The sequence below is a fragment of the Streptomyces sp. NPDC088733 genome, from assembly GCF_044751185.1.
GTDB lineage: Bacteria > Actinomycetota > Actinomycetes > Streptomycetales > Streptomycetaceae > Actinacidiphila.
The window spans coordinates 441,203-465,066 of sequence record NZ_JBIVLH010000002.1; the positions used below are offsets into that span (position 1 = coordinate 441,203).

The 23,864-nt window shown below is 72.2% G+C and carries 17 protein-coding genes; 11 read left to right on the forward strand and 6 right to left on the reverse strand.

The genetic code is table 11. From position 1 onward, the window contains the following. Positions 1–149 precede the first annotated feature (149 nt). The 3 genes from ACIP64_RS05340 (at position 150) to ACIP64_RS05350 (ending at position 4,569) form a co-directional block, all read left to right on the forward strand. Positions 150–1,358 carry a HupE/UreJ family protein gene (locus ACIP64_RS05340; protein WP_401582104.1) on the forward strand — a complete coding sequence of 403 codons (1,209 nt, stop codon included), beginning with the start codon at positions 150–152 and terminating at the stop codon, positions 1,356–1,358. Positions 1,359–1,487: 129 nt separating this feature from the next. Further along, positions 1,488–3,413: a fibronectin type III domain-containing protein gene (locus tag ACIP64_RS05345; protein ID WP_401582106.1), complete on the forward strand. Its 1,926-nt coding sequence runs from the start codon at positions 1,488–1,490 to the stop codon at positions 3,411–3,413. 76 nt (positions 3,414–3,489) lie between these two features. Next, positions 3,490–4,569 (forward strand): WxL protein peptidoglycan domain-containing protein, encoded by a 1,080-nt coding sequence (locus ACIP64_RS05350; protein WP_401582108.1) that lies wholly within the window; start codon positions 3,490–3,492, stop codon positions 4,567–4,569. Between the two features lie 273 nt (positions 4,570–4,842). Here ACIP64_RS05350 and ACIP64_RS05355 read toward each other — a convergent pair whose 3' ends face one another. Beyond that, positions 4,843–5,748, reverse strand: a complete 906-nt coding sequence (locus tag ACIP64_RS05355) for an alpha/beta hydrolase (RefSeq protein WP_401582110.1) — start codon at positions 5,746–5,748, stop codon at positions 4,843–4,845. 181 nt (positions 5,749–5,929) lie between these two features. Between ACIP64_RS05355 and ACIP64_RS05360 the strand changes: the two genes are divergently transcribed. Together ACIP64_RS05360 and ACIP64_RS05365 are read left to right on the forward strand one after the other, a co-directional pair. After that, positions 5,930–6,478 carry a hypothetical protein gene (locus ACIP64_RS05360; protein WP_401582112.1) on the forward strand — a complete coding sequence of 183 codons (549 nt, stop codon included), beginning with the start codon at positions 5,930–5,932 and terminating at the stop codon, positions 6,476–6,478. Positions 6,479–6,596: 118 nt separating this feature from the next. Then, complete coding sequence (locus tag ACIP64_RS05365) at positions 6,597–7,349, forward strand: SDR family NAD(P)-dependent oxidoreductase (protein ID WP_401582115.1); 753 nt, start codon at positions 6,597–6,599, stop codon at positions 7,347–7,349. Positions 7,350–7,430: 81 nt separating this feature from the next. Here ACIP64_RS05365 and ACIP64_RS05370 read toward each other — a convergent pair whose 3' ends face one another. From ACIP64_RS05370 to ACIP64_RS05385, 4 genes are all read right to left on the reverse strand, one after another. Then, positions 7,431–7,790 carry a DUF805 domain-containing protein gene (locus ACIP64_RS05370; RefSeq protein ID WP_401582117.1) on the reverse strand — a complete coding sequence of 120 codons (360 nt, stop codon included), beginning with the start codon at positions 7,788–7,790 and terminating at the stop codon, positions 7,431–7,433. Positions 7,791–8,298: 508 nt separating this feature from the next. After that, complete coding sequence (locus ACIP64_RS05375) at positions 8,299–10,815, reverse strand: CehA/McbA family metallohydrolase (protein WP_401582119.1); 2,517 nt, start codon at positions 10,813–10,815, stop codon at positions 8,299–8,301. Positions 10,816–11,294: 479 nt separating this feature from the next. After that, positions 11,295–11,927, reverse strand: a complete 633-nt coding sequence (locus tag ACIP64_RS05380) for a TetR/AcrR family transcriptional regulator (RefSeq protein WP_401582121.1) — start codon at positions 11,925–11,927, stop codon at positions 11,295–11,297. A gap of 52 nt (positions 11,928–11,979) precedes the next feature. Further along, on the reverse strand, positions 11,980–13,299 hold the full coding sequence (locus ACIP64_RS05385; RefSeq protein WP_401582123.1) for an MFS transporter: 1,320 nt from the start codon (positions 13,297–13,299) through the stop codon (positions 11,980–11,982). Between the two features lie 455 nt (positions 13,300–13,754). Between ACIP64_RS05385 and ACIP64_RS05390 the strand changes: the two genes are divergently transcribed. The 6 genes from ACIP64_RS05390 (at position 13,755) to lexA (ending at position 22,958) form a co-directional block, all read left to right on the forward strand. Continuing rightward, positions 13,755–14,363, forward strand: coding sequence for a DinB family protein (locus ACIP64_RS05390; RefSeq protein WP_401582124.1), 609 nt, complete (start codon positions 13,755–13,757; stop codon positions 14,361–14,363). Between the two features lie 146 nt (positions 14,364–14,509). Continuing rightward, the gene (locus ACIP64_RS05395) at positions 14,510–19,027 is read left to right on the forward strand and encodes a S8 family serine peptidase (protein ID WP_401582127.1); all 4,518 of its coding nucleotides are present in this window, start codon (positions 14,510–14,512) and stop codon (positions 19,025–19,027) included. Positions 19,028–19,386: 359 nt separating this feature from the next. After that, positions 19,387–19,821: a DUF2267 domain-containing protein gene (locus ACIP64_RS05400; protein ID WP_401582129.1), complete on the forward strand. Its 435-nt coding sequence runs from the start codon at positions 19,387–19,389 to the stop codon at positions 19,819–19,821. 51 nt (positions 19,822–19,872) lie between these two features. Beyond that, entirely contained in the window at positions 19,873–21,102 is a 1,230-nt protein-coding gene (locus ACIP64_RS05405; RefSeq protein ID WP_401582131.1) for an MFS transporter, read from the forward strand. Between the two features lie 48 nt (positions 21,103–21,150). After that, entirely contained in the window at positions 21,151–22,164 is a 1,014-nt protein-coding gene (locus ACIP64_RS05410; RefSeq protein WP_401582134.1) for a questin oxidase family protein, read from the forward strand. Positions 22,165–22,274: 110 nt separating this feature from the next. Beyond that, entirely contained in the window at positions 22,275–22,958 is a 684-nt protein-coding gene (lexA, locus tag ACIP64_RS05415; protein WP_401582137.1) for a transcriptional repressor LexA, read from the forward strand. A 13-nt stretch (positions 22,959–22,971) separates the two neighbouring features. Here lexA and ACIP64_RS05420 read toward each other — a convergent pair whose 3' ends face one another. Continuing rightward, entirely contained in the window at positions 22,972–23,775 is an 804-nt protein-coding gene (locus tag ACIP64_RS05420) for a DUF427 domain-containing protein (RefSeq protein ID WP_401582139.1), read from the reverse strand. Positions 23,776–23,864 lie beyond the last annotated feature (89 nt).

The window sequence follows — 23,864 nt, forward strand, 5'->3', positions numbered from 1 at the left end:
GGGTGGTGCGTCCCCCATCCTGCTCCCCCGTTCGCGTCCGCGGTCGTTCGCGGGTCCCGTTCTCGATGTTGTTGTTCGACGGTTCGCCGACAGGGCGCATCGTGTTCACCCGTGGCATGCACCGTGCACTGGCAACCTGAAGGAGCCACATGTCACAACGTGTCCGCCGCGCCGTCATCGGGACAGCCGCGGCCGTGATCGCTTTCCTGGGCCTGGCACAACCGGCGCAGGCCCACGGGTTCTCGTCGACCGTGTACGTCAACGTCACCTCGGGGGACGAGGGCCGGACACGGACGACGCTGCAACTCGAGTACGACCTCTTCGTCGTGTCGACCGCCGACTACCAGCACGACGACGCCCTCTTCAAGGAGGGCACCGCAGCGTTCGACGCGGGTGACGAGAAGGCGCAGGGAGCGGCGCTCGACGCCCACGCCGCGTCGGCGGTCGCCTATGTCACCAAGCGCTTCTCCGTCTCCTCCGCCGGCAAGGCCTGCACCCCGTCGCAGGTCGGCGGGTTCACTATGGGGCAGCGGGAGGGCGTGCCGTACGCCGGCCTGACGCTCGACTGGGCCTGCGCCGCGGAGGGCGACGACCACGCGGTGCGCGGCGGGCTGTTCGCCGACTCCGAGGGCTACGTCAAGGGTGTCAAGACGATCGTCACCTACGACCTCGACGGCCGCTCGGGCAGCGCGGCCATCGACGCGGAGCACCCGTCCTTCTCGATCAGCCAGACGTGGTACGAGCGGTTCTGGGAGTTCTTCCGCCTGGGCGCCGAGCACCTGCTGACCGGTATCGACCACATCCTGTTCCTGCTGGCGCTCATCGCGGGTTCGCGCCGGCCGCGGGAGATCGTGCTCGCCGCGACCAGCTTCACACTGGCGCACTCGGTGACGTTCATGCTTGCCGCGCTCGGTGTGGTCGATGTGCCCTCGCGGATCGTGGAGCCCGTCATCGCCCTGTCGATCGCAGTGGTGGCCGGCTGGCACCTGTGGCGGATCTGGCGTCGTCGCGGTCATGCCACGGACTTGGAGACCGCGGGAGGCGGGCACTTCAGCCTGGACCGCGCGGGCTGGTCGCGCCTGGGCGTCGTGTTCTGCTTCGGTCTTGTGCACGGACTCGGCTTCGCGGGCGCGCTGGGCATCGAGGCGGCATGGTCGTGGACGCTGCTGTGGTCGCTGCTGGTGTTCAACGTGGGCATCGAGACCGTGCAGCTGGCCATCATCGCCGTGGTCTTCCCGGTGCTGATCCTGCTCCGCCGTCGGTCGCCGGTTACCGGCCTGTGGACGACAGGTGTCATCTCCGCGGGCGTGGCCGCGATGGGTCTGGTCTGGTTTGTGCAGCGGGCGTTCGGCGTCTGAAACCGACATACCTTCCGTGTGTTGTTCAGACAACTCGAAGATCGCATTTGGCTTCCCTTTACCAACAGCCGACAGTTTATTGATCTCCATTCCATGCACACACATCGTGCACAAGAGGATCGAAAACTCATGAGATCGAGCAACTCCTCGCAGGCTTCCGGGCCTGTGCGGCGCCGTGTCGCCACTGGCGCCACCGCGGCATTTCTCGGCCTGAGCGTGGCCCTCGGCAGCGGCCTGGCGACCCCCGCCACCGCCGCTGACGCGTCCACGATCACCGGCATCGTGCTCGGCGTGGGCTCCAACGAGTCGCAGCGCACCGTCACGTGGTACTCCTCCGCCGACACGGCGCAGAAGGTCCAGGTCGTCCCGACCGCGGCGCTCGTCAACGGCGAGTTCCCGGCCGACGCCACCACCTTCGACGCCATCGGCGCGGCGAACATCGCGACCAGCGGCGGCTTCAACCGCCACGCGACGATCACCGGTCTGAAGGAGAACACGGCCTACTCCTACCGAGTCGGCACCGACGGCAACTGGTCGACGGCGTACGCCTTCAAGACGCAGGACTTCGAGGGCGACTACGACTTCCTGTTCTACGGCGACCCGCAGATCGGCTCCTCCGGCAACCTGGCCGCTGACCAGGCCGGCTGGCAGGACACGGTCGACGTGTCGCTGAAGGCCAACCCGAACGCCGAGATCCTGGTGTCGGGTGGTGACCAGGTCGAGACGGCGAACACCGAGTCCCAGTGGAACTCCTTCCTCGCCCCGGACGGACTCCGCCAGTACCCGTGGGCCGCCACCATCGGTAACCACGACGTCGGCGGCAAGGCCTACGAGCAGCACTTCACCACCCCGAACACCGACCGTTCGGCCCCGTACTACGACAACGGGAACCCCGACGGCACCAAGTCGGGCGGTGACTACTGGTACATCTACAAGGATGTCCTGTTCATCGACCTGAACAGCAACAGCTACAACTCCGCCAACGGCGCCGGTGACGCGGCACACGTGAACTACGTGACCGACGTCATCAACAAGCACGGCAACGAGGCCAAGTGGAAGGTCCTCGTCTACCACCACGCGATCTACTCGCCGGCCTCGCACGCCAAGGACGGCGACAACAAGCAGCGTCGTCTGGACTTCCCGACCACGTTCTCCAAGCTCGGTGTGGACCTGGTCCTGCAGGGCCACGACCACAGCTACTCCCGCAGCTACCTGATCAAGAACGGCGAGAAGGAGAACCCGGCCGAGAAGCCGGGTGCCGCCGACGTGTACCCGGGTCCCGGCGGCGTCCTGTACGTGACGGCCAACTCCGCCTCGGGCTCGAAGTACTACGACATCACCGCGCCGGACAACAGCGGCACGAGTGGTGCGGGCAACGGCGCCGACCCGCTGAACCCGAAGAACTACTGGTACAACTCGGTTCAGAACCAGGAGCACGTCCGCACCTACGTCAAGGTGCAGGTGCGCAACGACAAGCTCGTGGTCGAGAACATCCGCAGCGCCGCCAACGGCGCCGACCAGCCGGTCGGTTCGCACGTCGACGACGTCACGGTGCACCCGTACCACGGTGACGCGCAGGACCTCCAGGTCAACGTCCCGAACCCGGCTCCGGGCGAGTTCGGCTGGACGATCGACGGCTACAACGGCCTGGTGGACCTCGGCACCGCCGAGGAGAAGAACGGCAACCACTTCGAGGCCGACGGCCGGATCAACCCGATCGTCGTCTCCGACAGCCGCCGCTCGCTCGCCCCGTGGTCGGTCTCGGCCAGCGTCAGCGCGTTCAAGGACGCCGACAAGACGTTCGCGGCTTCCTTCCTCGGCTGGACGCCCCGCGTCCTGGTCGACGGTGCGGGCGCCACGGCCAACGCGTCGGTCGCCTCGGGCTACGACGACCAGGGCCAGGGCCTCGCGATCTCGCGTGGTCTCGCCTCCGCCGAGCAGGGCCACCCGCGCGGCGAGGCCAAGGTGGGCGCCGACCTGGATCTGAAGATCCCGGACAGCGTCCAGAAGGGTGACTACCGCGCCACCCTGACGATCACCGCGCTCAGCAGCTGATCGGACCCGTTCCACCTTGGCGGGGCGGGCACCGTCCGGTGCCCGCCCCGCCTCCCCGTTGCAGGAGAATCCCGAGATGCACGCACCCGTACCGCACCGGACGACCGCCGCCATCGCGCGCGTCCGCACCGTCGCCCTGGCCCTGCTCCTGGCCTTCGCGTTCACCGGCCTGAGCGGCGGCCCCGCGCGGGCGGCCGACGGCGACGTCACCTGGACGGTCAGGACGGCCGCGAACGGGTACGGCGACGACCGGTCCAGCTACAGCTACGACGTGAACCCCGGCGGCCAGGTCAAGGACGCCATGGTCGTGGCCAACCACAGCAAGTCCACGCTCCGCCTGGCGCTCTACGCCGCGGACGGCTACACCACCGAGACGGGTCAGCTCGACCTGCTCACCAAGGACAAGAAGTCCGTCGGCATCGGGGCCTGGGTCCACGCCGACCGCGACAGTGTCGAGATCAAGCCCGGCAAGACCGCGCAGATCCCCTTCACCGTCAGCGTCCCCGCCAACGCCACGCCCGGCGACCACGTGGGCGGCATCCTCACCTCCCTCAAGCAGTCCGACGACGCCGCGGGCATCAACGTGGACCGGCGCCTGGGCATCCGGGTCAAGCTGCGGGTCAGCGGCGCGCTCAAGCCGCAGTTGGCGGTCGAGGACCTGCACGTCGACTACGCCGGCACCGCGAACCCGTTCGCCAAGGGCGACGCCACCGTCACCTACACCATTCACAACACCGGCAACGCCACCTTGTCGACCCGCCAGGCGGTCTCCGTCACGGGCCCGTTCGGATGGCTGAGCGCCGAGGCCGGCAGCATCCCCGCCTCGCCGGAACTGCTGCCCGGCGAGACCTGGCAGGTGAAGGTGCCCGTCCACGGCGTCGCGCCGGCCGTGAGCCTGACGGCGAAGGCGACCCTCTCCCCGCTCCTCACCGACGCCTCGGGCACCACCACCCCGCTCAAGGCAGTCCAGGCCACGGCCCACGGCTGGGCCGTCCCGTGGACGCTGCTCGTGCTCGTCGTCGTCGTGATCGCGGCCCTCGTCGGCTGGTTCCTCCTCGCACGCCGCGCCCGCGCACGCCGCAAGGTGCGCGAGGACGCCCGGGTGCAGAACGCCGTCGAGAAGGCCCTGCTCGAACGCACGACACAGGAGAGCTGACCGACCGACCACCGCCGCGCGGTGCGCGTCGCCGGGCCGTCCGCGGCCGGGACGACGCGTGCCGCGCGGACGTCGTACGGGCCTGAGGCAGAGGGCGCGGGCATGACTGCGCGGCGCGGGCAGAATTACCCTAGGGAGATCACATCATCCGCCCGCGCCTCCACCGAAACCCTGTGCCCCGGTGGTGCTTTCACCCTAAACCAGCACGTTCCGGCCGACACACCCAGGTCCCGGGCTCGGGCACCGGGAAGCCCGCCGGGAACGGACCGGACGTCAGCGCGCCTTGTCGTACGCGGCCACGACGAACGCGATGACGTCGCGTTCCAGGGCGGCGCCGCGCCGCCCGCGCCGGATCATGTCGGTCCCGTGGTAGCCGCTCTGATCGATGACGAGCCGCTTCTGCGTGGCCGCCGACGCCGCGTAGACCTCACGCACCTGCTTCTCCACCGCGCCCAGCATGTCCCCCGGGGACACGACGAACAGGGACGGGGCGTCGATCTTCCGCGCCGCCGCCACCGCGTCCACGCCGCCGCACCGGGCGGGTGAGGACATCATCAGCAGCCCCACCACGGGAAGTTCGCCCTCGGCCCCGACGACGGCGGCCGTGCTGCCGCCGCACGACGCGCCGCCGAGGAAGACCCGCTTCGCACCGAGGCGCTTGAGTTCGGCGAGGCCCGCACGTGCGTCGCGCTCGATGTGCTCGTTGTCCGCGAGGTGCTCGGACGCCCCGTGGTTGCGGTACTCCGGGATCACCACACGGTAGCCGCGCGCGGCGAGCTTCCTCCCGATGCCGAGGAACGAGCAGATGTTGTAGCCCTGTTCGTGATCGAGGAGCACACCGTCGGGGCCGTCGCCGAGTTCGAGGGCGGACAGATGGACGCCGTCGCTGGTGGTCAGCGTCGTCGCCTTGTCGCGGAGTGACTCCGGGACACAGGTGTCGACGAGGTACCCGGCTTTGGTGCGGGTGGTCCGGTCGGGCCAGCTGGGCTTGTAGGCGACGGGCGGGTGGGCACTGGGCGGGCGCAGGCCGGGCCGCTGCGAGGGCTTGCCGGCCGACGACTGGCGCACCGACGCCTTGGTGGGCTCCGGCACGTCGGCGGCCTCGGGTGCGGAGGAGCAGGCCGACAGTCCGCCGAGGCACAGCAGGGCAACCGGGATCGCCCAGCGGGTTGTTCTCACGTTCGTCCTTGGGTGTGGGTGCCTGGGAGCACCGTCGCGCGGGCACGGCGCGACGGTCCATTCGTCCACACAGACGCGCGGCGCCCGCGGGCGTTGCGGCCGCGGTGCCGATTTTTTCCCGGGCGGGAGAGGCGAGGTCCCGGCTAGGGTTCCGCACACAGGACCGAGGGGGTGGGGCGGGATGCGCCCGGTACTGATGGTGGACGTGGACGGACCGCTGAATCCGTACGCGGCGAAGCGGCACCAACGGCCGCACGGCTACGGGACGCACCGGATGCTCACACCCCGCTGGGCGGCGGCCGAGCAGGCCCGGCGGTCCGCATGGGGGCTGACGGGCAGGCGGATCAGGCCCCTTCGCGTGTGGCTCAATCCAGAGCACGGGCCCGCGTTGCGGGCGCTGCCCTTCGACCTGGTGTGGGCCACCATGTGGGAGGACGAGGCCAACGACTTCATCGCCCCGGTGCTGGGGCTGCCCGCGCTGCCGTTCGTCGCGTGGGCCTCGCCCCGTGCGGAGCCGGGCGGCGGTGTGTTCTGGAAGACCCCGGAGATCGTGGCATGGGCGGAGGGCCGTGCGTTCGCGTGGGTGGACGACGAGATCACCGATGCGGATCGTGCCTGGGTGGCCGCCCACCACGAGGGTCCGGCCCTGCTGCACCGCATCGACCCGCGGATCGGGCTGGCCCCCGGCGACTTCGCCGCGCTCGGGGAATGGGCCGCGGGCGTGGGCTGAGACCGCCGGGCAGCGCGGGCCGCGCCCGTGCCGGCCCCCGAAAGATGGACTTGCGGGTCCAATTTCCTCGACGCAAGGTGGACCCCGTTCCGTCCGCACCCAGAGGGGCAGCACGATCATGACCGCACGTCTGCAGCACAAGACCGCCCTGGTCACCGGGGCCACCAGCAACATCGGCCGGGCCATCGCCCTGGCCTTCGGTGCGGAGGGGGCGCACGTGGCCGTCTCGGGGCGCAGCAAGGAGCGCGGGGAAGAGGTCGTGGCGGAAATCCGCGCCCGGGGCGGCGCCGCCACGTTCGTCCCCGCGGACCTCGACGGCAGCGCCGCCGCCTCGCGGCAGCTGGCCGAGGAGGCCGGCCGGGCCCTCGGCGGGCGCATCGACATCCTGGTCAACAACGCGGGCATCTACCCGGGCCCGGCGACACCCGAGACCGACGAGGAGACCTTCGACCGGGTCATCGCCGTCAACATGAAGGCGCCGTTCTTCCTCACGGCGGCGGTCGCCCCGGCCATGGCCGCGGCCGGCGGTGGCGCGATCGTCAACCTGGGTTCGTGGATCGCGCGGTTGGGCCTGCCCCGCGGCGCGCTCTACAGCTCCACCAAGGGCGCGGTGGAGACGCTCACGCGCGCGTGGGCCGCCGAGTTCGGGGCGAGCGGAGTACGCGTCAACGCCATCTCCCCGGGAGTGATCCTGGCCCCCGGGCACAGCGCCGAAGCGCTGATGGTGGGTACTCCGGCGGGAACCGTCGGCTCCCCCGAGGACATCGCCCAGGCCGCGGTGTACCTCGCCTCCGACGAGGCGCGGTTCGTCCACGGGATCACCCTCGACGTGGACGGCGGCCGGACGACCGCGGCCGTGATCGCCGCCTGACCCGCGGACGGCGTCGGCGCACGGCGGGGCGGTCCCGGACGCCGTCGTCCAGGACCGCTCCGCCGTGCGCCGCGGGGGACGTCAGACGGCCGGACCGGCGACGAGCTTCGGGTTCACCCCGTACTCGTTGTCGCCGGGCTGGCTGTCGCCGCAGAAGAAGACCAGCAGGATGATGCCGCCGACGCACGGGATCAGGCCGAGCAGGTACAGCCAGCCGGTACGGCCGGTGTCGTGCAGCCGGCGGACACCGACGGCGATCGTGGGCAGGAGCACCGCGATCCCGTACAGGGCCGGCAGCAGGGAGAAGCCGATGGCGCGACCCACGAGGAGCAGCACGACGTAGATGATCACGTTGAACAGCGTGAACATCCAGTACTCGGTGCGGCGCGCCCGCCCGTTGAAGTCGGCGTACTTCTTGAGCACGTCGAGGTACCAGTTCATGCGATTGCCCCCAAGGCCATGTGTGAAGCTCGTCTTGAAATGATCGAGCAGGCGGAAGTTACGAGCCTTGTGCTGTGCAGGTCAAGACACGTTTCGATAACCGGTCCAGCGGCCGGTACGAACTCCCGCCGGGCGCCTCCCGCGCAGCGCCACACACCGGCGCGCACAGCCGCGTTCGCCCGGCCGACGCCCTGCGGCAATCCCCCCGTCCCCGGCGTCCGTTTCGATGCGGACACGGCATCAGCCGGCCCTCTTGGACAACCTCAGGACTCCCCGTGCTCCGCGATCTCGCCGTCCGTTCCGTCCTCGGCGTCCTCAAGGGGGTGGGCTACGCGTACTGGTACCTCTGGCGCCGGCGCCGGTATGTCCCGTACCACGATGTGCGCAGCGCCGATTACCACGGTGTGACTCGACACGGCGCAACGATGGAGGGTGCCGCACCGCCGCGGCCGTCCGGCCCCGGTGACGGCGATCGCCGTACGGTTCCGGGGCCGGACGGGCACACGGATCAGGCCAGCCGGGTCCGGTAGACCTGCTGGGTGACGTCCCGCTGGGTGCGGGTGGCGTCGCGGTCGGTGGTGAAGACGACCGTGCCGCCGTGCAGGGCGGGCCAGGTGTTGTTGCCGAGCGTGGTGACCTGCTCGGCCGCCGACCAGGTGCCGGCGGCGTCGACGGTGGCAGTGAGGACCTTCCAACGCCAGTCGGCGGAGCGGGAGTCGTACCAGACCGCCCGCACGCGGCCGTCGGGGTCCTGGGCCAGCCGCGCCCGCTGGCTCATGGCGTTCGGGTCGAGGGCGACCTGCCGGTACGGACCCCAGGTGGCACCGCCGTCGGTGGAAGTGCTGGACCGCAGCTGGAGGTTGGCGCCGGAGCTCTGCAGGGCGCCGGACTCCCAGACCGCCACGAGCGTGCCGTGCGCGTCGACCGCGACGCTCGGGTGCCGGTCCGCGCGGTCGGTGACCGCGCTCACCGCGACCGGGGTGCCCCAGGGGCGGCCCGGTGCGGTGCGGACCGCGGCGAGGATCTGCCAGTTGTCGGGGTCGGTGCCGCCGCTCGCGGGCTGACCGGCCGGCGGGGTGTGCCCGGTCCACAGCGGGTCCGGGTCGTAGCGGTCGTCCTGCCAGGTCACGACGGCGCGCTTGCCGTCGACGACGGTGACGGCCGGGAAGAGCGAGGCGGGGTAGCGGGGTGACCGTGCGTCGGCGGGGGTGCCGGGGCTGGTGGTCTTGCCCGCCGCGGACACGTTCACCGCGGCCTTGTCGACGCCGACGATCTGCGCGTACACGTCGAAGGCGCCGCCGCTGTTGTCGGACCAGACGACCAGCGGGTGCTTGTCCTCCACGAGAGCCAGCGCCGGCTGGATCGCCCGCCCCTTGCCCTTGCTGATCTTCTGGGGGGCCTTGAAGGACTGGCCGCCGTTGCCGCTGGTCGCCATCAGGACCACCGGCCGGTGCGGCTGCTCCTTGCCGAGTTCGTCCTGCCACACCACCCACACGTCGTCGCCGTGGGCGGCGATCCGCGGGAAGCGGGCGGTCGGCGAATCGCCGGACAGGGTACGGACCTTGCCGGGCCGGCCCTTGCGGTCGAGCATGACGTGGACGACCCGGGTCGCCTGGTCCTCGTGCACCTCGGCGACGACGTGGGTGACGTCACCGACCACCGCCACGTCGGCGAAGCCGGTGAACAGGCCCGTCTCACCGGTGACCCGGTCCGCACGGTCGGCGGTGGTGTCCGCGGCGGGCAGCGGGATCTCCGGGGCGGGTTCGGCGGGCGCGCCGACCGACAGGAAGATCGGGGAGGTCGCGGCGCGCAGCTGGTCCGGGAGGGTCGGGTCGGCCTCCGAGCCCGACGCGCTGCCGGGCGAACGGACCTCGACCCGGTACCAGGTGTGGTCGCCGCCCTTGATGTCGAGCGGCAGTTCGTACGTCTCGTTCGCCGTCCGCGGGACGAAGGTGGCGACCGGGCCGGCGGAGCGTCCGGGCGCGGCGTACACGTGCACGGTGGTGCCCTTGCCGGACTTCACCTTCACCCGCAGGCTCGCCTTGCGGGGGAGCTTGCGAGCGGGGACCACGATCTCGTCGCCGCCGATCGCCTCGAAGACGCCGTCGCCGTCGGCGTCGGCCTCCAGCGTGACGAACGGACCGGTGATGTTCTGCGAGACGCTGGTGCGGCCGGCCTGGAAGCCGTCGAGGATGCCGCGGACCGACCGCTGCGCGGCGAAGACCCGGGTGGTGGGCTCGCCGGGGCTGTCGATGTCCCACAGCTCGCGGAAGTGGCAGTCGCTGGCGGCGGCCACACCGAAGCGGAAGCCGTGGTTCCAGCGGTTCTCGGCGTACTCCATCTCCACGTCGGGGTCGCTCGCGACGTTCAGCACCTCGACCAGGTCGCTGCCCTGCACACTGGCGTTGGCGTTGACGCCGCCGGCCCGCGTGTACTCGCCGTCGTCGGGGTGCGCCTGCGACCACACGGCGTTCTGGGCGTGGACGTCCCACACCGACTGCTGGACGTGCCGGTAGGCCGCCGAACCGGGCGGGTTGGCGCCGTCGACCACCACGTCGACGTTGCCGAGCACGATGGCGTGCGGGGAGCCGTTGGCCTCCTCACCGGGCAGCAGGAGCAGGGCGGAGGAGGCCCACTGCGGGTCCCACACCTGGTCGTAGGTGCGGTGGTCGGTCAGCGGCATGAAGTCCAGGCCGACCTTCTCGCCCTGCGCGATCTGGTCGCCTACCGGGAGGTTGCCCGGGAGGGTCTGCTTCGAGGTCTGGCGGGGACCGCTGCCGTCGGAGGAGTGGTCGTCGTGCACATGAGTGTCGCCGGCGAGCCACGTGCCCTTGGGGGCCTTGACCTTGGCCTTCTTCGCAGCCACGTCCTCCGGGGCGGGGCTCCCCGGACCGCCGGTGGCCGTCGCGGCGTCGGCGACGCCCGCGCCTATGGTCGCGACGGCGACGGCCGCACCTGCCGCGACGAAGAGTTTCCTTCGGGACAGGTGGCCGCCTGCCGGCTCTTGGGGAGCGTCAGGTCGCATTGGGGCCTGCATCAGGACTACCGCCTTTCGTCCACTGCCCTGGGTGAGCAGTGCGGTCCCGACGCTAGAAAGATGCATGCGCAAATACATGAATTCGCCGCGAAGAGCCCCTTCCGGTCGGCCTAACACCGTGGGCCGCGGCCAGACGCCCTCCACGGGCCGCGGCCCGTGCCCCGCCGGCACGGATGACCGGTGAACAGCGCGTGACCTGCGCCGATTTGCCCCTCCATGGGGCGCTCCTACGGTCGTGGGACACCCCGCCGCGCGCGCCACCACGGGAGGAGCGCGGTCTTCGGCGATCCCGGGCCCAACGGCGCTTCGCCCTGTGAACCGCCGCGCGCTACCGGGTACCGGTGACCCACGTCGTCCGCGTCAACCGCACATGCGGGGCCCGCCGGAGTTCTCGGAGCTCCTGCGCGTCCCCGGCGGCGACTTCCTCGACATCGCGGGCGTCGACGTGCTCGCCCTGGCAGGCGCGGTCACCCGGGGCTGCCGCCGGGGTCCGGCGCCTGGCCGGCCAGGGCCGCGTCCAGCAGCACCTCGGCGACCGCCCGCGCCGCGGAGCCCGCGCCGGGGTCCCCGTCCATCCGGACGGAGACGGCGGAGCCGTCGTAGAGCAGCTGCAGCCGGCGCCCGAGGGCCTCCGCATCCACGACACCCGCCTCCCGCGCCAGCCGGGTCAGCAGACCGCGCACCCAGGCCCGGTAGTCGTTCGAGGCCTCTTCCGTCCTGCTGCCGGGCTTGGCCTCGGCACCGGCCGCGATGAACGCGCAGCCGCGGTACCCGGGGCCGGTGAACGCCTCCGCCTGGGCGTCGAAGACGCCGAGCAGCCGGTCGCGCGGGGTGTCGTGCCGATCGACGGCGGCGAGCACGCGACGGGCGGTGGCGGCGTGCCTGGCCTCCAGGTAGGCATGGACCAACTCGTCCTTGCTGCCGAAGGTGTTGTAGAGGGACGCCTTGGCCACACCGGCCCGGTCGATGACCCGGTCGATGCCGACGGTCTGCACTCCCTCGTCGTAGAACAGCTCGTTGGCCGCCTTCAGCAGGCGCGCGCGGGCGGAGGGCCTCGCCTCGGCGTGCCCGGCGGACGATCCCGTGGCCTTGGCTGCCATCGGCACTCCCTCCGGTTCCGTGTGGTCCGCGTGCTGCCTGCCCGCATTCACCCTAGTGCTGTGCGGGGCCGCCGACATGGCGCTTCTCCGTCAGCAGGCCGGCCAGCGCCAGCAGGGCGAGGACGATGACCGCGACCCCGTACTCCCGTGCCGTGGTCAGCAGACCCCCGGCGTGGACGACGAGGTATCCGGCGACGACCGCGGGCAGGCCCATGCCCAGGTAGGACACGACGTACAGCAGCGACAGCACTCCGGACCGCTCGTGGGCCGCGGTCAGCGGCATCACCGTGCGGATGCCGCCCTGGAAGCCGCTGCCGAAGCCGATGCCGGCGATGGCGGTGCCGGTGAAGAACAGGGCGGTGGAGCCGGTCCCGATCGCCAGCAGGGTCAGCGCGACGCCCGCGACGAGGGTCCCGATACCGGTGAGCATGACCCCGCGCGGGGGTGCGGTGCGCAGCACGAGGGTCGCCGCGGCGGCCACCCCGGCCAGTACGAACAGGGCCAGGCCGCCGTAGACCGCGGACGTGGAATGGGTCATGGTCCGCACCAGGGCCGGGCCCAGGGAACCGTAGAAGCCCGCCAGCGCCCAGACGGCTATCAGGACCGGGGCGGCGTTGAGGACCGCCCGCCGCACCGTCCGGGGCAGCTTGATGTCCGGCACCAGGGTGCCCAGCGCCCCGGGGGTGGGCTTCAGAGTCTCCTTCATCAGGAACACACCCACGGCCTGGAGGGCGAAGACCGCGACCAGGACCAGGTAGACCAGGTGCGTGGGCGCCGGGAGGTACTGGACGAGGAAAGCGGAGATCAAGGAACCGCTGGCGGTGCCGAGACCGGGGGCGAAGGAGTTGGCGACGGTCCCCCGCCGCTTGTCGACGTCCAGCATTCCGGCGCCGACGGCGCCCAGCGCGGCACCCGTGGACACACCCTGGACCACTCGGCCGATCATCAGCTCCGGCACGCCGTGAGCGGTCGCGAACACGACCATCGCGGCCGCCTGGGCGGCGAGCGCCACCAGCAGGACCGGGCGCCGGCCGAGGTGGTCCGACAGCCGTCCCAGGGTGAGGAGGGACACGAGCACGGCGATCGCGTACACCCCGAACACCAGGGTGGTCGTGACCGGGCTGAATCCCCATTCCTGCTGGTAGACGGCGTAGAGCGGGGTCGGCGCACTGGATGCCGCAAGGAACGACACGATGATCGAGGCCAGCAGGTAGAGCGCCGCCCCCTGGGGCAGTACCCCCTTCGCGGACCGGTGCCGACCCGCGGAGGGGACGACGGGAGCGCCCGTCCGGCGGGCGTCTTCCACGAGGTCGGCCTCCGCCGTCAGCGTGGCGGTGCCGCCGTGGTCGTGTGAGGTGCGCTGCTCGGGCATGCCACCGTCCTGTGGTGAGTAGATCGGTCTCTCCGTATTGAGTAGACAGGTCTGTCTAACCACGGCGGAACGGGATTCCTTCCCACTACACGAAAAAAGTGGAAGACGATCGTCCGGTGACCGAAGGGCCAATACCTGCTGTCCGGACGGGGAGGGCACGGCGGGCGCCTTGCCACAGCGGGCACGTTGTGCACAGTGGGAGCTGTAGGGCGCCACGGGGAGGCGGATGGGGGAGGGAAGGCGCCATGGCGAGGTACGCACACCTTCATCTGAAGCTGTCCATCCTCTGGTGCTGCGCCGCCATCGGCGCCGCGGCAGTGACCTTCGGCGTGCGCGGGAGCCTCTCGGCACCGGTCAGTTCTTCTACTCGACCCCACGGACACCGACGACCACGTGACCCCGGGCCGCCGTAAAACCCCGGGCGGGGCCGGCGTGCCGGATGGCAGACTCCCCGCATGATCGAACCGAAGCAGAAGTCCGACCTCTGCCGCTACCTGCAATCCGGGCGCAACGCGCTCCTCTGGAAGCTCGACGGACTCTCCGAGTACGACGTGCGCCGCCCGATGACGCCGACCGGCACGAATCTGCTGGGTCTGGTGAAGCACGCCGCCGGCGTCGAGGCCGGGTACTTCGGCGACACGTTCGGGCGCCCCTTCGGTGAGGCGCTGCCGTGGATCGCCGAGGACGCCGAGCCCAACGCGGACCTGTGGGCGACCGCGGACGAGTCGCGCGAGCAGATCGTGGGCCTGTACCAGCGGGTGTGGCGGCACGCGGACGCCACGATCGCCGAGCTGGACCTGGACGCGACGGGTCGTGTGCCCTGGTGGTCCGAGGGACGGCAGGAGGTGATGCTGCATCAGATCCTGGTGCACGTGGCAACGGAGACGCACCGGCACGCCGGGCATGCCGACATCGTCCGTGAACTCATCGACGGTGCCGTCGGGATGAGCGAGGGCAACGACAACCTGCCCGCGGGTGACCGGTCGTGGTGGGAGAGCCACCGGGACCGGCTGGAGCAGGCCGCCCGGGAGGCCGGCCGCCGCACGGACGCCCCGCCCTCCTGAGAAGGGCGTGGCCCCTTGTGGCCACTGTCCGGTATCGGAAACACCAACTCTTGGTCATCGGAGGATCATCCGGCTAGAACTAGTGTGCGCCCGCGCGGCGTTCACTCCGCCGGTACGGCCGGCCATCCCCCGAAGAAGGAGCTTTGGTGGCACTTGCACCTCCGCCAGCCCGCCTCCCGGTGAAGCGGCGATCCGTCGCCGCGGCCGTCGCGGCCGTCGGCCTGCTCTTCCCCCTGGCCGTCGCCGAGTCGCCCGCCGTCGCGGCACCGCTCCCGGCTCCGTCGGCCACCGGCACCCCGCCCACCACAGGTCAACCGCCCGTCGCGGGGCGGTACATCGTCACCCTGCGCGAGCCCGCCGCGGCGACGTACACCGGTGGTGTGGCGGGCAAGGAGCGCACCGCGCCGCGGGCGGGAGAGGGCCTGAAGGCCGACTCCGCACCGGTCCGTGCCTACCGCGACCATCTGCGGCAGGGCCAGCGGGACGCGGCCGCCTCGGTCGGCGCCCGCGTCATCTCCTCGTACTCCGCCGCCCTCAACGGCTTCACGGCCGAACTGGAGCCGGAGCAGGCCGAACGGCTGCGCACCGACCCGACGGTGGTGTCGGTGGTCAAGGACGAGCTGCGCAAGCCGCTGGCCGCCACGACCTCGACCGACTACCTCGGCCTGAGCGGCGACCACGGCGTGTGGGCCGCCAACGGCGGTGTCGGGAAGGCCGGCCAGGGCATCGTGGTCGGCGTCGTCGACACGGGCATCGCCCCCGAGAACCCGTCGTTCGCCGGCGCCCCGCTCGGCACGGAACCGGGTTCCGAGCCCTATCTCGACGGCACCACCGTCAAGTACCGCAAGGCCGACGGCGGCACGTTCAGCGGCACGTGCACGCCGGGCGTGCAGTTCACCGCCGCGGACTGCTCCACCAAACTGGTGTCCGCGCGCTACTTCGTCGACAATTTCGGCGCCGGCAACACAGGCGGCACCGCTATCGGCGAGTACCTCTCGCCGCGCGACGGCGAGGCGCACGGTTCGCACACGGCCAGTACGGCCGCCGGCGCCAACGGCGTGGAGGCAGACCTCGGCGGTGTCGCGCTGGGCAGGATCTCCGGTGTCTCCCCCGCCGCCAAGATCGCGGCCTACAAGGCCTGCTGGAGCGGTCCCGACGCCGCGAGCCCCGAGGACGACGGGTGCGCCACCGGCGACCTGCTCGCCGCGATCGACGCGGCCGTGGCCGACAACGTCGACGTGATCAACTACTCGATCGGCTCGGCGGGCGGTGCCCAGAGCACCGACTCGGTCGTCGACGAGGCGTTCCGCAACGCCGCCGCGAGCGGCATCTTCGTCGCCACGGCGGGCGGCAACGCGGGCCCCGACGCCAGTACCGTCGACAACGCGTCGCCGTGGATCACCACCGCCGCGGCGAGCACCATCCCGACCCGTGAGGCCACGGCCGAGCTGGGCGACGGCGTGAACCTGCTCGGTGCCTCGGTCTCGGTGCCCGCGGGCGGCCGCGGTGTCAGCGGTCCGCTGGTGGCGGCGTCCGCCGCCGGGGCCGACGGGGCCGGCCAGCCGCAGCTCTGCGGCCCGCAGACCCTGGACCCGGCCAAGGTGACCGGCAGGATCGTGCTGTGCGAGCGGGGAACGGTCGACCGGCTGGCCAAGTCGGCCGAGGTCAAGCGCGCGGGCGGCACCGGGATGATCCTGGTGAACCCGACGCCCGACTCGGTGGACCTGGACGCGCACTCCGTGCCGACCCTCCACATCGACGCGGACGGCTACGACACCCTCGTCGCGTACGCCGGCACCGCGAACCCGACGGTCACGCTGGTCGACGGCAACCCGCACCACCTCGCGTCGGCCGCCGCCCCGCAGATCGCCGGATTCTCCTCGCGCGGACCGCTGACGGCCGACGGCGGCGACCTCATCAAGCCCGACCTCGCGGCCCCCGGCGTGGGCATCCTGGCCGACGGAGCGAACCCCGCGGGCGGACGTCCCGGGTTCACCTTCATGTCGGGCACCTCGATGGCGTCGCCGCACGTGGCCGGTCTCGCCGCGCTGTACCTCGGAGTCCATCCGCAGGCGACTCCCGCCGAGATCAAGTCCGCGCTGATGACGACCACTTCCCCGACCGTCGGCGGCGACGGGAAGCCGTCCGCGGACGTGTTCGCGCAGGGCAACGGCCAGGTCGACCCGACCCGCTACCTGAACCCCGGGCTGCTCTACCTCAACGGCCCGGCCGACTGGGCGCGGTACGTCGCGGCCCTCGGCGGCGACCCCTCCGCACCCGCCCCGTCCGACCTCAACCTCGCCTCGATCGGTGTCGGTTCGCTCGCCGGACAGCAGACCGTGACGCGTACGGTGACCTCGACCGCGGCCGGGACCTTCACCGCGGACGCGGTGCGGATCCCCGGTGTGGAGACCAAGGTCGAGCCGTCGGTCCTGAGCTTCACGGCACCGGGCCAGTCCAAGAGCTTCCGGGTGACCTTCACCCGGACCACGGCCCCGCTGGACGAGTACGCGACCGGCTACCTGACCTGGCGGAACGGTTCCCAGAGCGTGCGCAGCGCCCTCGCGGTGCGCCCGGTGGCCCTGGTCGCGCCGGCGGCACTCGCGGCCGCGGGCAGTACCGGCCGCGCCACCGCGGCCCTGCGCGGCGGCGACGCCCGCGACGTGCCGGTGACGGTGACCGGCCTGGCCCGGGGCCAGCGGGTCCAGGGCTCCGGGACCGTCGGCAGCCCGGCGCAGAACCACATCGTGCAGATCCCGGCCGGGACGACGCACGCGCGGTTCGACCTCGACGCCGCCGACAACACCGCCGACCTCGACCTGTCGGTCTACCGACTGAACGCCTACGGCGACAAGTCGCTTTTCGCCCGGGCGGCCACCGACTCCGCCGACGAGCGGATCGACCTGGACGACGTCCCCGCCGGCCTCTACCAGGTCGAGGTCGACTTCTTCGCCGGGACCGGACCCTTGGCGTTCACCGTGACCACCTTCGCCCTGAACGACAAGGGCGCAGAAGGCACGTTCACGGCCCGGCCCGCCACGGCGCACCTGACGATCGGCGGCTCGACCCCGGTCACCCTGGCCTGGAACGGCCTGCGCAGCGGCGGGGTCTACCTCGGCCGCGTCGGGTACGGCGACACCGGCCGCAGCACCTACGTGACGGTCACGAGCGATCCGCGCACCGGCCCGCCGACCGGCACCCCCGGCGCCCGGCCGACGGTCACCGTCACACCCGACTACGCGGTGCCCGGCCGGCCCGTGATCGTGGTCGCGACCGGCCTGACCCCTGCCGTGGACTTCCAGATCCGCCTCAAGGGCTCGGGGAAGGTGCTCGCGAGCGGACGCACCAGCGACGACGGCGGCGCGGCCCGCTCGGTCACCCTGCCGACCGGACTCACCGCCGGGAAGCAGACCATGGAGGTCCGCTACGCCGGCCGCACCGCGGCCGACTCCTTCACCGTCAGCCCGCTGGTCCTGCGCGACCTCGACCACGTCGACCAGCAGGCCTTCGACGGCAACCCCTTGGTCGCGCTGACCGGCGGGGTCCAGGGCAAGGGCAAGGTCAAGGTCACCATCCGGAGCGTCTGGCACACCTACCTGAACCGGACCGTCCCGGTCGACTCCACCGGCTGGCCCTGGCTCAGCTGGAAGTCGGACCTGGTCGAGACCAGGGCCGAGAAGCTCACGGCGACCCTCACGGTGGTCCAGGCCGACGGCCGTGCCGGACAGAGCAAGTCGGTGAGCTGGACACCGGTCGCGTCGACCCCGAGCTCGGCGTCGCTCGTCAAGGACGCGAAGGCGGCGCACGCCGCGAAGCTGAGCTACACCAACAGGACCGACCGCACCGCCTTCCCGACGCTGCGCTACAAGCTGACCGGCGGGGACGTGGTCTTCACGACCCTGATGATCGACCCCGGCGTCACCTTCACCCGTTCCTACGACACGACCGGCGTGGACCACCTGGACCTGGTCCTCGACGGGGTGGCCGTCGCGACCTACCGCAACGGGCAGCAGAGCGGGCTCAGCGGCCGGCCGGCCATGGCGGAGCCCTTCTACGCGACGTTCCACCGCGGTACGTCCCGGCGCGCGGGTGACCCCGTGTCGATGACCCTCACCAACCGCCCGGCGGCCTACAGCGCCGAGTTCATCCTCACGGCCGGTGAGGGCACCGAGGTCTACGCGGGGACGAGCTACTTCCACAACGAGAAGATCCCCACCCCCCGCAGCACGCAGGAGGGCGCACCGGTCTCCCGCACCCTCTCCGTGCCGTCCGGCCGGCCGCTGTGGGCGACGGCGGGCTTCGAGGTCCACGGCCCGATCGTCTCCTACGTCGCGGACCGGTACCTGCTCATGACGCCGATGACCGCGGACGACCTCCAGCCGGTGCGCGCGTCGCACTCCGGCACGCCGTTCGTGGTCGACGTGTCGCCCCGGCAGTCGCCCGGGGGGACGACCGTGTCGGTGACGGCGGCCGGACTGGCCGCGCACGAGGCGTGGACCGTACGCATCGGCGGCCGGGTCGCCGTGACCGGCCGGGCCGGGGCGACGGGCTTCGTGCACGCCTTCGTGCGGGTGCCGGCCGCGCACGGACGGACCACGTCGGTCCGGGTGACGGGCAGCCGGTCCGACCGCTTCGGCGAAGCCGTCCTGGAGACACGCCAGTAGCCGGTTCGCCGACCGCCCCGGGACCGCCGGCCGACCTCGCGTCGGCCGGCGGTCCCGTGTCGTCCGGGGCCCCGAACGCGGCGTCCCGCCGGTGTCGCCATCGTCCGTTCGGGTGAATCGTCACGGCGCGGGCAGCCGCCTCTGCCCTCGGTGTCCGCTGACATCCCGCCGTTCGACACCGGCTTGTAACGCGGCGTTACCCGCCCGTGCCACACGCGGGGAACGATGGGGGTGACGAGGCCGTCGCGTGACGTTTTTCCACCGAATGCGGCAAGGCCGTCATACTCGCCGGAATCGGGGGTAGACGCGCGCCGGACGGCCGGACACCGGCCCACGAACGACCGCCGCGGAGGTTCCTGATGTTCCCCCAGCCTCAAACGGGACGGCCCGCTGTGGCCATGACGTTCCACCAGATGCTGGAAAGGGTGCGGTACGACGGCGCCCACCCCACGCTGGAGCGGGCCGAGGAGGCGGTGCGCAGCGTGCTCGCCGGGCTCGGCCGGCAGGTGACCGGTGACGAACGCGTCGACCTGGCCGCCTGCCTGCCCGTCGAGGCCGCGCTGGTCCTCACCGCCGAGATCCCCGCCACCGTGCCGCTTCCCGGGGACGCCTTCGTCCGCGAGCTGGCGGTCCGCACCGGCGGCACGCCCGCCACGGCGCGCTGGAACGCCTGCACCGTCCTCGCGGTCGTCGCCCGGCTGGCCGGGACCGCCCTGGTCACCCGGATCCTCGAACAGCTCCCCGAGGGCTACGCCCTGCTCTTCGGCCGGACCGAACTGGCGCCCGCCGCCTGACCGCGGCCCCGCCGCACCGTGCTCCGCCGGAACACGCCCTAGATTGGGTGCGTGATCGCTCAAGCCGGCGGGGCACGCCGCGGGCGGGCCTCGTACATCGCCGCCGCGGGGGTGTTCGCGGTCGGTATGGCGGGCACCACGCTGCCCACGCCGCTCTACGGGCTCTACCGCGAACGGATCGGGTTCTCCGAACTGGTCGTCACGGTGGTCTTCGCGGTGTACGCGATCGGAGTGATCGCCGCCCTGCTGATCGCCGGCGACTTCTCGGACGTCCTGGGGCGGCGGCCGGTGCTGGTGGCCGCACTCGTGCTGTCGCTGCTGAGCGCGGTGTGCTTCCTCTTCCAGAACGGGCTGCCGCTGCTGTTCACCGGCCGGCTGCTCTCCGGGTTCTCCGCCGGGCTGTTCAGTGGCGCCGCCACCGCCGCCGTCCTCGAACTGGCGCCTCCCGGGCGGGAGGCGCGGGCGGCGTTCGCGGCCACCGCCGCCAACATGGGCGGCCTGGGGTGCGGACCGCTGCTGTCGGGAATCCTGGCCCAGTACGCGCCGTGGCCGCTGCGCCTGCCCTTCCTCGTGCACATCGCCCTGCTCCTGGCGGCCCTCGCCGTCACGTTCGCGCTGCCCGAGACGGTGGCACGCCGCACGCCCCGGCCCCCGCTGCGCCCGCAGGGCATGGTCGTGCCGCCGCAGACCCGGGCGGCGTTCGTCCCGGCCGGGCTGGCGGCGTTCGCCGGCTTCTCCCTGCTCGGACTCTTCACCGCGGTGGCACCGAGCTTCCTCGAGGAGACACTGGGCGAGGACAACCTGGCCGTCATCGCCGCGGTCGTCTTCTCCGTGTTCGGCTCCTCCACCGCCGGCCAGCTGCTGACGGGACGCGTGGGCCCGCGGCGCGCGCTGCCCGCCGGATGCCTGCTGATGACCGCGGGGATGGCCGTGGTGGCGACATCGCTGCTCGTGGAGTCCCTGGCCGTGCTGGTGGTGGGCGCCATGATCGGCGGCCTCGGCCAGGGCATGTCGTTCCGTGCGGGCCTCACCGGGGTGAGTGCGGCGGCTCCGGAAGAGCACCGGGGCGCGACGATCTCGGCCTTCTTCGTCGTGGCCTATGTCGGCATCTCCGTGCCGGTGGTCGGAGTCGGCGCCCTCGCCCTCGCGCTCGACCTGCGGGACGCGGGAATGCTGTTCGCCGTCTACGTGGTCCTGATGTCGGCCGCCGTGGGCGTACACCTCCTCCGCAGGCCGCCCTCTCCTCGCTCGGGACTCCCCCGGCGGGGTCCTCGGACCTAGGACCTGCGCCGGTTACACGGGGCGGGCGCGCGCCCTAACGTCCGCTGCATGGACGGAACAGGGGTACTCGACGAGGCACTCGAACGGCTGCACCGGACCGGGCCGGAGCGCCTGGGCCGGCTCAGCAACCACGCGCCGATGGCGGTCGAGGCACTGGCCGCACACGGGCTCGCGGGGGATGTGCACCGCTGGCTCGACCGGTACGCCCCGAAGCTGGAGGAGTTCCCCTCGGGCACCGCGCCCGTGGCGGCCGCCGACTGGCGGGAGGCGCTGGGCGACCCGCGCCGGCTGGCCGACTGGATCGCCTTCTTCGGGCGGGAGGTCGCCGAACGCCCGTGGCGGGACGTGCTCGGCCAGTGGTGGCCGCGGCTGCTGCCGGGCATGTACGGCGGGTCGACGCATCCGGTGATCAGGGTCGGCCACGCGGTACGCACGCTGCTCGCCGGGGAGGAGACCCGGCCGCGGCTCGGCGAACTCGCCCAGGGCATGGGCTACTGGGCCGCACGCCACCGGCCCGTCACGGGGCTCGGCGTGCTGCGAGCGGGGGCGGACAGCGCCGGCGCGGCCCTCGACGCCGTGCCGCCCCTGGCCGAGCGCACCGGGGGCTTCGCCGACCGGCTGGCCCGCGTGACGGCCGTCCCCGCATGGGCCGACGGCGCCGGCGACCCTCAGAGCGCACGGCGGCGGCTCGCCGAACTCGTCCGGGCGGCGACCCACCGGTACGCGACCCACGGGCACGGCGAGGAGACGATGCTCGTCCACGCGGCCACCGCGCCCAACGCCGTGCTGCGCACCCTGCCCGCGCTGCCCGAGGCCCTGTGGCTGCCGAGCCTGCGTGCCGCGTGGGTGGCCTCGGCGGCGGTGACCGCGATGTACGCGCCCGCCGCGCCCGTCGCCTGGTCCCCGCCCGGCCGGATCGCGCCAGGGGAGATCCTGGCACTGGCCCTGGCCCATGGGGACGAACACGTCATCAAGTTCGCCGACACCGCTCTCGACGTCGGCGACGAGCGGGCCCTGGCCGCCGCCCTGCGCTGCATCGAACTGAGCGAACCACTGCCGTAGCCGTCCTGTGCCGCCGCTCGGGGGCAAATCCCCGCACCCCGTTCCGTCCCGGCAGGTCAGCGGGGTACGGTGGCACAACGGTCAAGATCGGCACACGTGGAGGAACCGGCATGGACGCGACCAGCGGAGCGGGACCTGGCCGCCCGCCCGGCGACAGAGTGCGCCCGGACGGCCTGACCACCCGCCAGGCCCGCATCGTCGAGGCCGTTCTACAGTCGGTGGCCCAGCGCGGCTACCCGCCGTCGATGCGGGAGATCGGCCAGGCCGTGGGGCTCGCCAGCACCTCGTCCGTCGCCCACCAGGTCGGCGCGCTGCAGCGCAAGGGCGTGCTGGAGCAGGACCCGCACCGCCCGCGGGCGTACCGGGTGCGGTCCGCGTCGCCGGAGGGGCGCGCCGCGGCGGAGACCGCGGAGCTGCCCGAGCCCGCCTACGTGCCGGTGGTCGGGCGGATCGCGGCGGGCGCGCCGATCCTGGCGGAGGAGGTCGTCGAGGACGTGTTCGCCCTGCCGCGGGAAGTGGTCGGCGAGGGCGAGCTGTTCGCGCTGGAGGTGGCCGGCGACTCCATGATCGGCGCCGCGATCTGCGACGGCGACTGGGTGACGGTGCGGCGGCAGCCGACGGCGGAGAACGGCGACATCGTCGCCGCCATGCTCGACGGCGAGGCGACCGTGAAGCGCCTCAAGCAGGAGGGCGGCCACGTGTGGCTGCTCCCGGAGAATCCGGCGTACGCGCCGATCGCGGGCGAGAACGCGACGGTTCTCGGCAAGGTCGTCGCGGTGCTCCGCACCTTGTGAGGCGCGCGGCCGGTCAGCGCTCGTGCGCCCGCTGCCAGGCGTCGCGCGAGACGGGAACGGGCCGCGGCACGAAGGCGCCGTCGACCGAGAGGTCGACCTGCTCGTTGTAGAAGGCGACCATGCCGGCGATCGACGCCACCTGCGGGGTGGGAAAGTCGTAGGACCAGGCGATGTCGGCGTGCGTGGCGGTCCGCGAGGTGAACGACCAGTACCCGGTGGTCGTCCCCTTGTACGGGCAGGCCGTCACCGTGTCCGCGGGCTCGAGCACGGTCCAGTCGACGTAGGGCCGTTCCACGTAGTAGCGGGTGGGCAGGCCCGTCTCGAACAGGAGCACCGCGTGCGGCGCGTCCGCCAGGACCACGCCGTCCACCTCCACGCGGACACCGCTGGAGGACCGCAGGGCGTCGACGCGGGTGTAGGGGCTGCGCGGGTGCACGAAGACCTGCTCGTCCTCCTCGTACCAGGCGTCGATCGCGTCCCACCGGAAGCGGGCCGTACCGAGCAGCCGCTCGGGGGCGCCCTCCTCCCACACCCAGGCGGCGGCTTCGCGGACCTGTGACCCGGCGTGGAGCGCGTGCCGCCGCGCGGGACCCGGGCTGAGCTTTCCGGTGCGGCCCTCGTCGGTGAGGGCGCCCTCGGCGACGTCCCGCAGGGGAATGCTGTACTGCGGATAGCCGGGCCACTCCCACACGTACAGCGCGTTTCTGGTGTCGAGCACCGTCCGGCCGTCGACCGTGCCCCGGATGCGCCGCGGGACCGGCTCCACGTGCCCGACCGGGACAATGAGTCCCGGGTGGTTCACTCGCGCCTCCGACATGGACGTCCTCCTCGGCAAGTCTTCCGTGTTCCGTGTTGTCGCGTTGCCTCTCCTTCCAGCATGGTCCGCCGGAAGTGCCCCTGCCCGGC

What these genes read in the sequence shown, in the direction of transcription:
- ACIP64_RS05340 (WP_401582104.1), top strand. Translation starts at nt 150, where the DNA reads ATGTCACAACGTGTCCGCCGCGCCGTCATCGGGACAGCCGCGGCCGTG.
- ACIP64_RS05345 (WP_401582106.1), top strand. Translation starts at nt 1,488, where the DNA reads ATGAGATCGAGCAACTCCTCGCAGGCTTCCGGGCCTGTGCGGCGCCGT.
- ACIP64_RS05350 (WP_401582108.1), top strand. Translation starts at nt 3,490, where the DNA reads ATGCACGCACCCGTACCGCACCGGACGACCGCCGCCATCGCGCGCGTC.
- ACIP64_RS05360 (WP_401582112.1), top strand. Translation starts at nt 5,930, where the DNA reads ATGCGCCCGGTACTGATGGTGGACGTGGACGGACCGCTGAATCCGTAC.
- ACIP64_RS05365 (WP_401582115.1), top strand. Translation starts at nt 6,597, where the DNA reads ATGACCGCACGTCTGCAGCACAAGACCGCCCTGGTCACCGGGGCCACC.
- ACIP64_RS05370 (WP_401582117.1), bottom strand. Translation starts at nt 7,790, where the DNA reads ATGAACTGGTACCTCGACGTGCTCAAGAAGTACGCCGACTTCAACGGG.
- ACIP64_RS05375 (WP_401582119.1), bottom strand. Translation starts at nt 10,815, where the DNA reads ATGCGACCTGACGCTCCCCAAGAGCCGGCAGGCGGCCACCTGTCCCGA.
- ACIP64_RS05380 (WP_401582121.1), bottom strand. Translation starts at nt 11,927, where the DNA reads ATGGCAGCCAAGGCCACGGGATCGTCCGCCGGGCACGCCGAGGCGAGG.
- ACIP64_RS05385 (WP_401582123.1), bottom strand. Translation starts at nt 13,299, where the DNA reads ATGCCCGAGCAGCGCACCTCACACGACCACGGCGGCACCGCCACGCTG.
- ACIP64_RS05390 (WP_401582124.1), top strand. Translation starts at nt 13,755, where the DNA reads ATGATCGAACCGAAGCAGAAGTCCGACCTCTGCCGCTACCTGCAATCC.
- ACIP64_RS05400 (WP_401582129.1), top strand. Translation starts at nt 19,387, where the DNA reads ATGTTCCCCCAGCCTCAAACGGGACGGCCCGCTGTGGCCATGACGTTC.
- ACIP64_RS05410 (WP_401582134.1), top strand. Translation starts at nt 21,151, where the DNA reads ATGGACGGAACAGGGGTACTCGACGAGGCACTCGAACGGCTGCACCGG.
- lexA (WP_401582137.1), top strand. Translation starts at nt 22,275, where the DNA reads ATGGACGCGACCAGCGGAGCGGGACCTGGCCGCCCGCCCGGCGACAGA.
- ACIP64_RS05420 (WP_401582139.1), bottom strand. Translation starts at nt 23,775, where the DNA reads ATGTCGGAGGCGCGAGTGAACCACCCGGGACTCATTGTCCCGGTCGGG.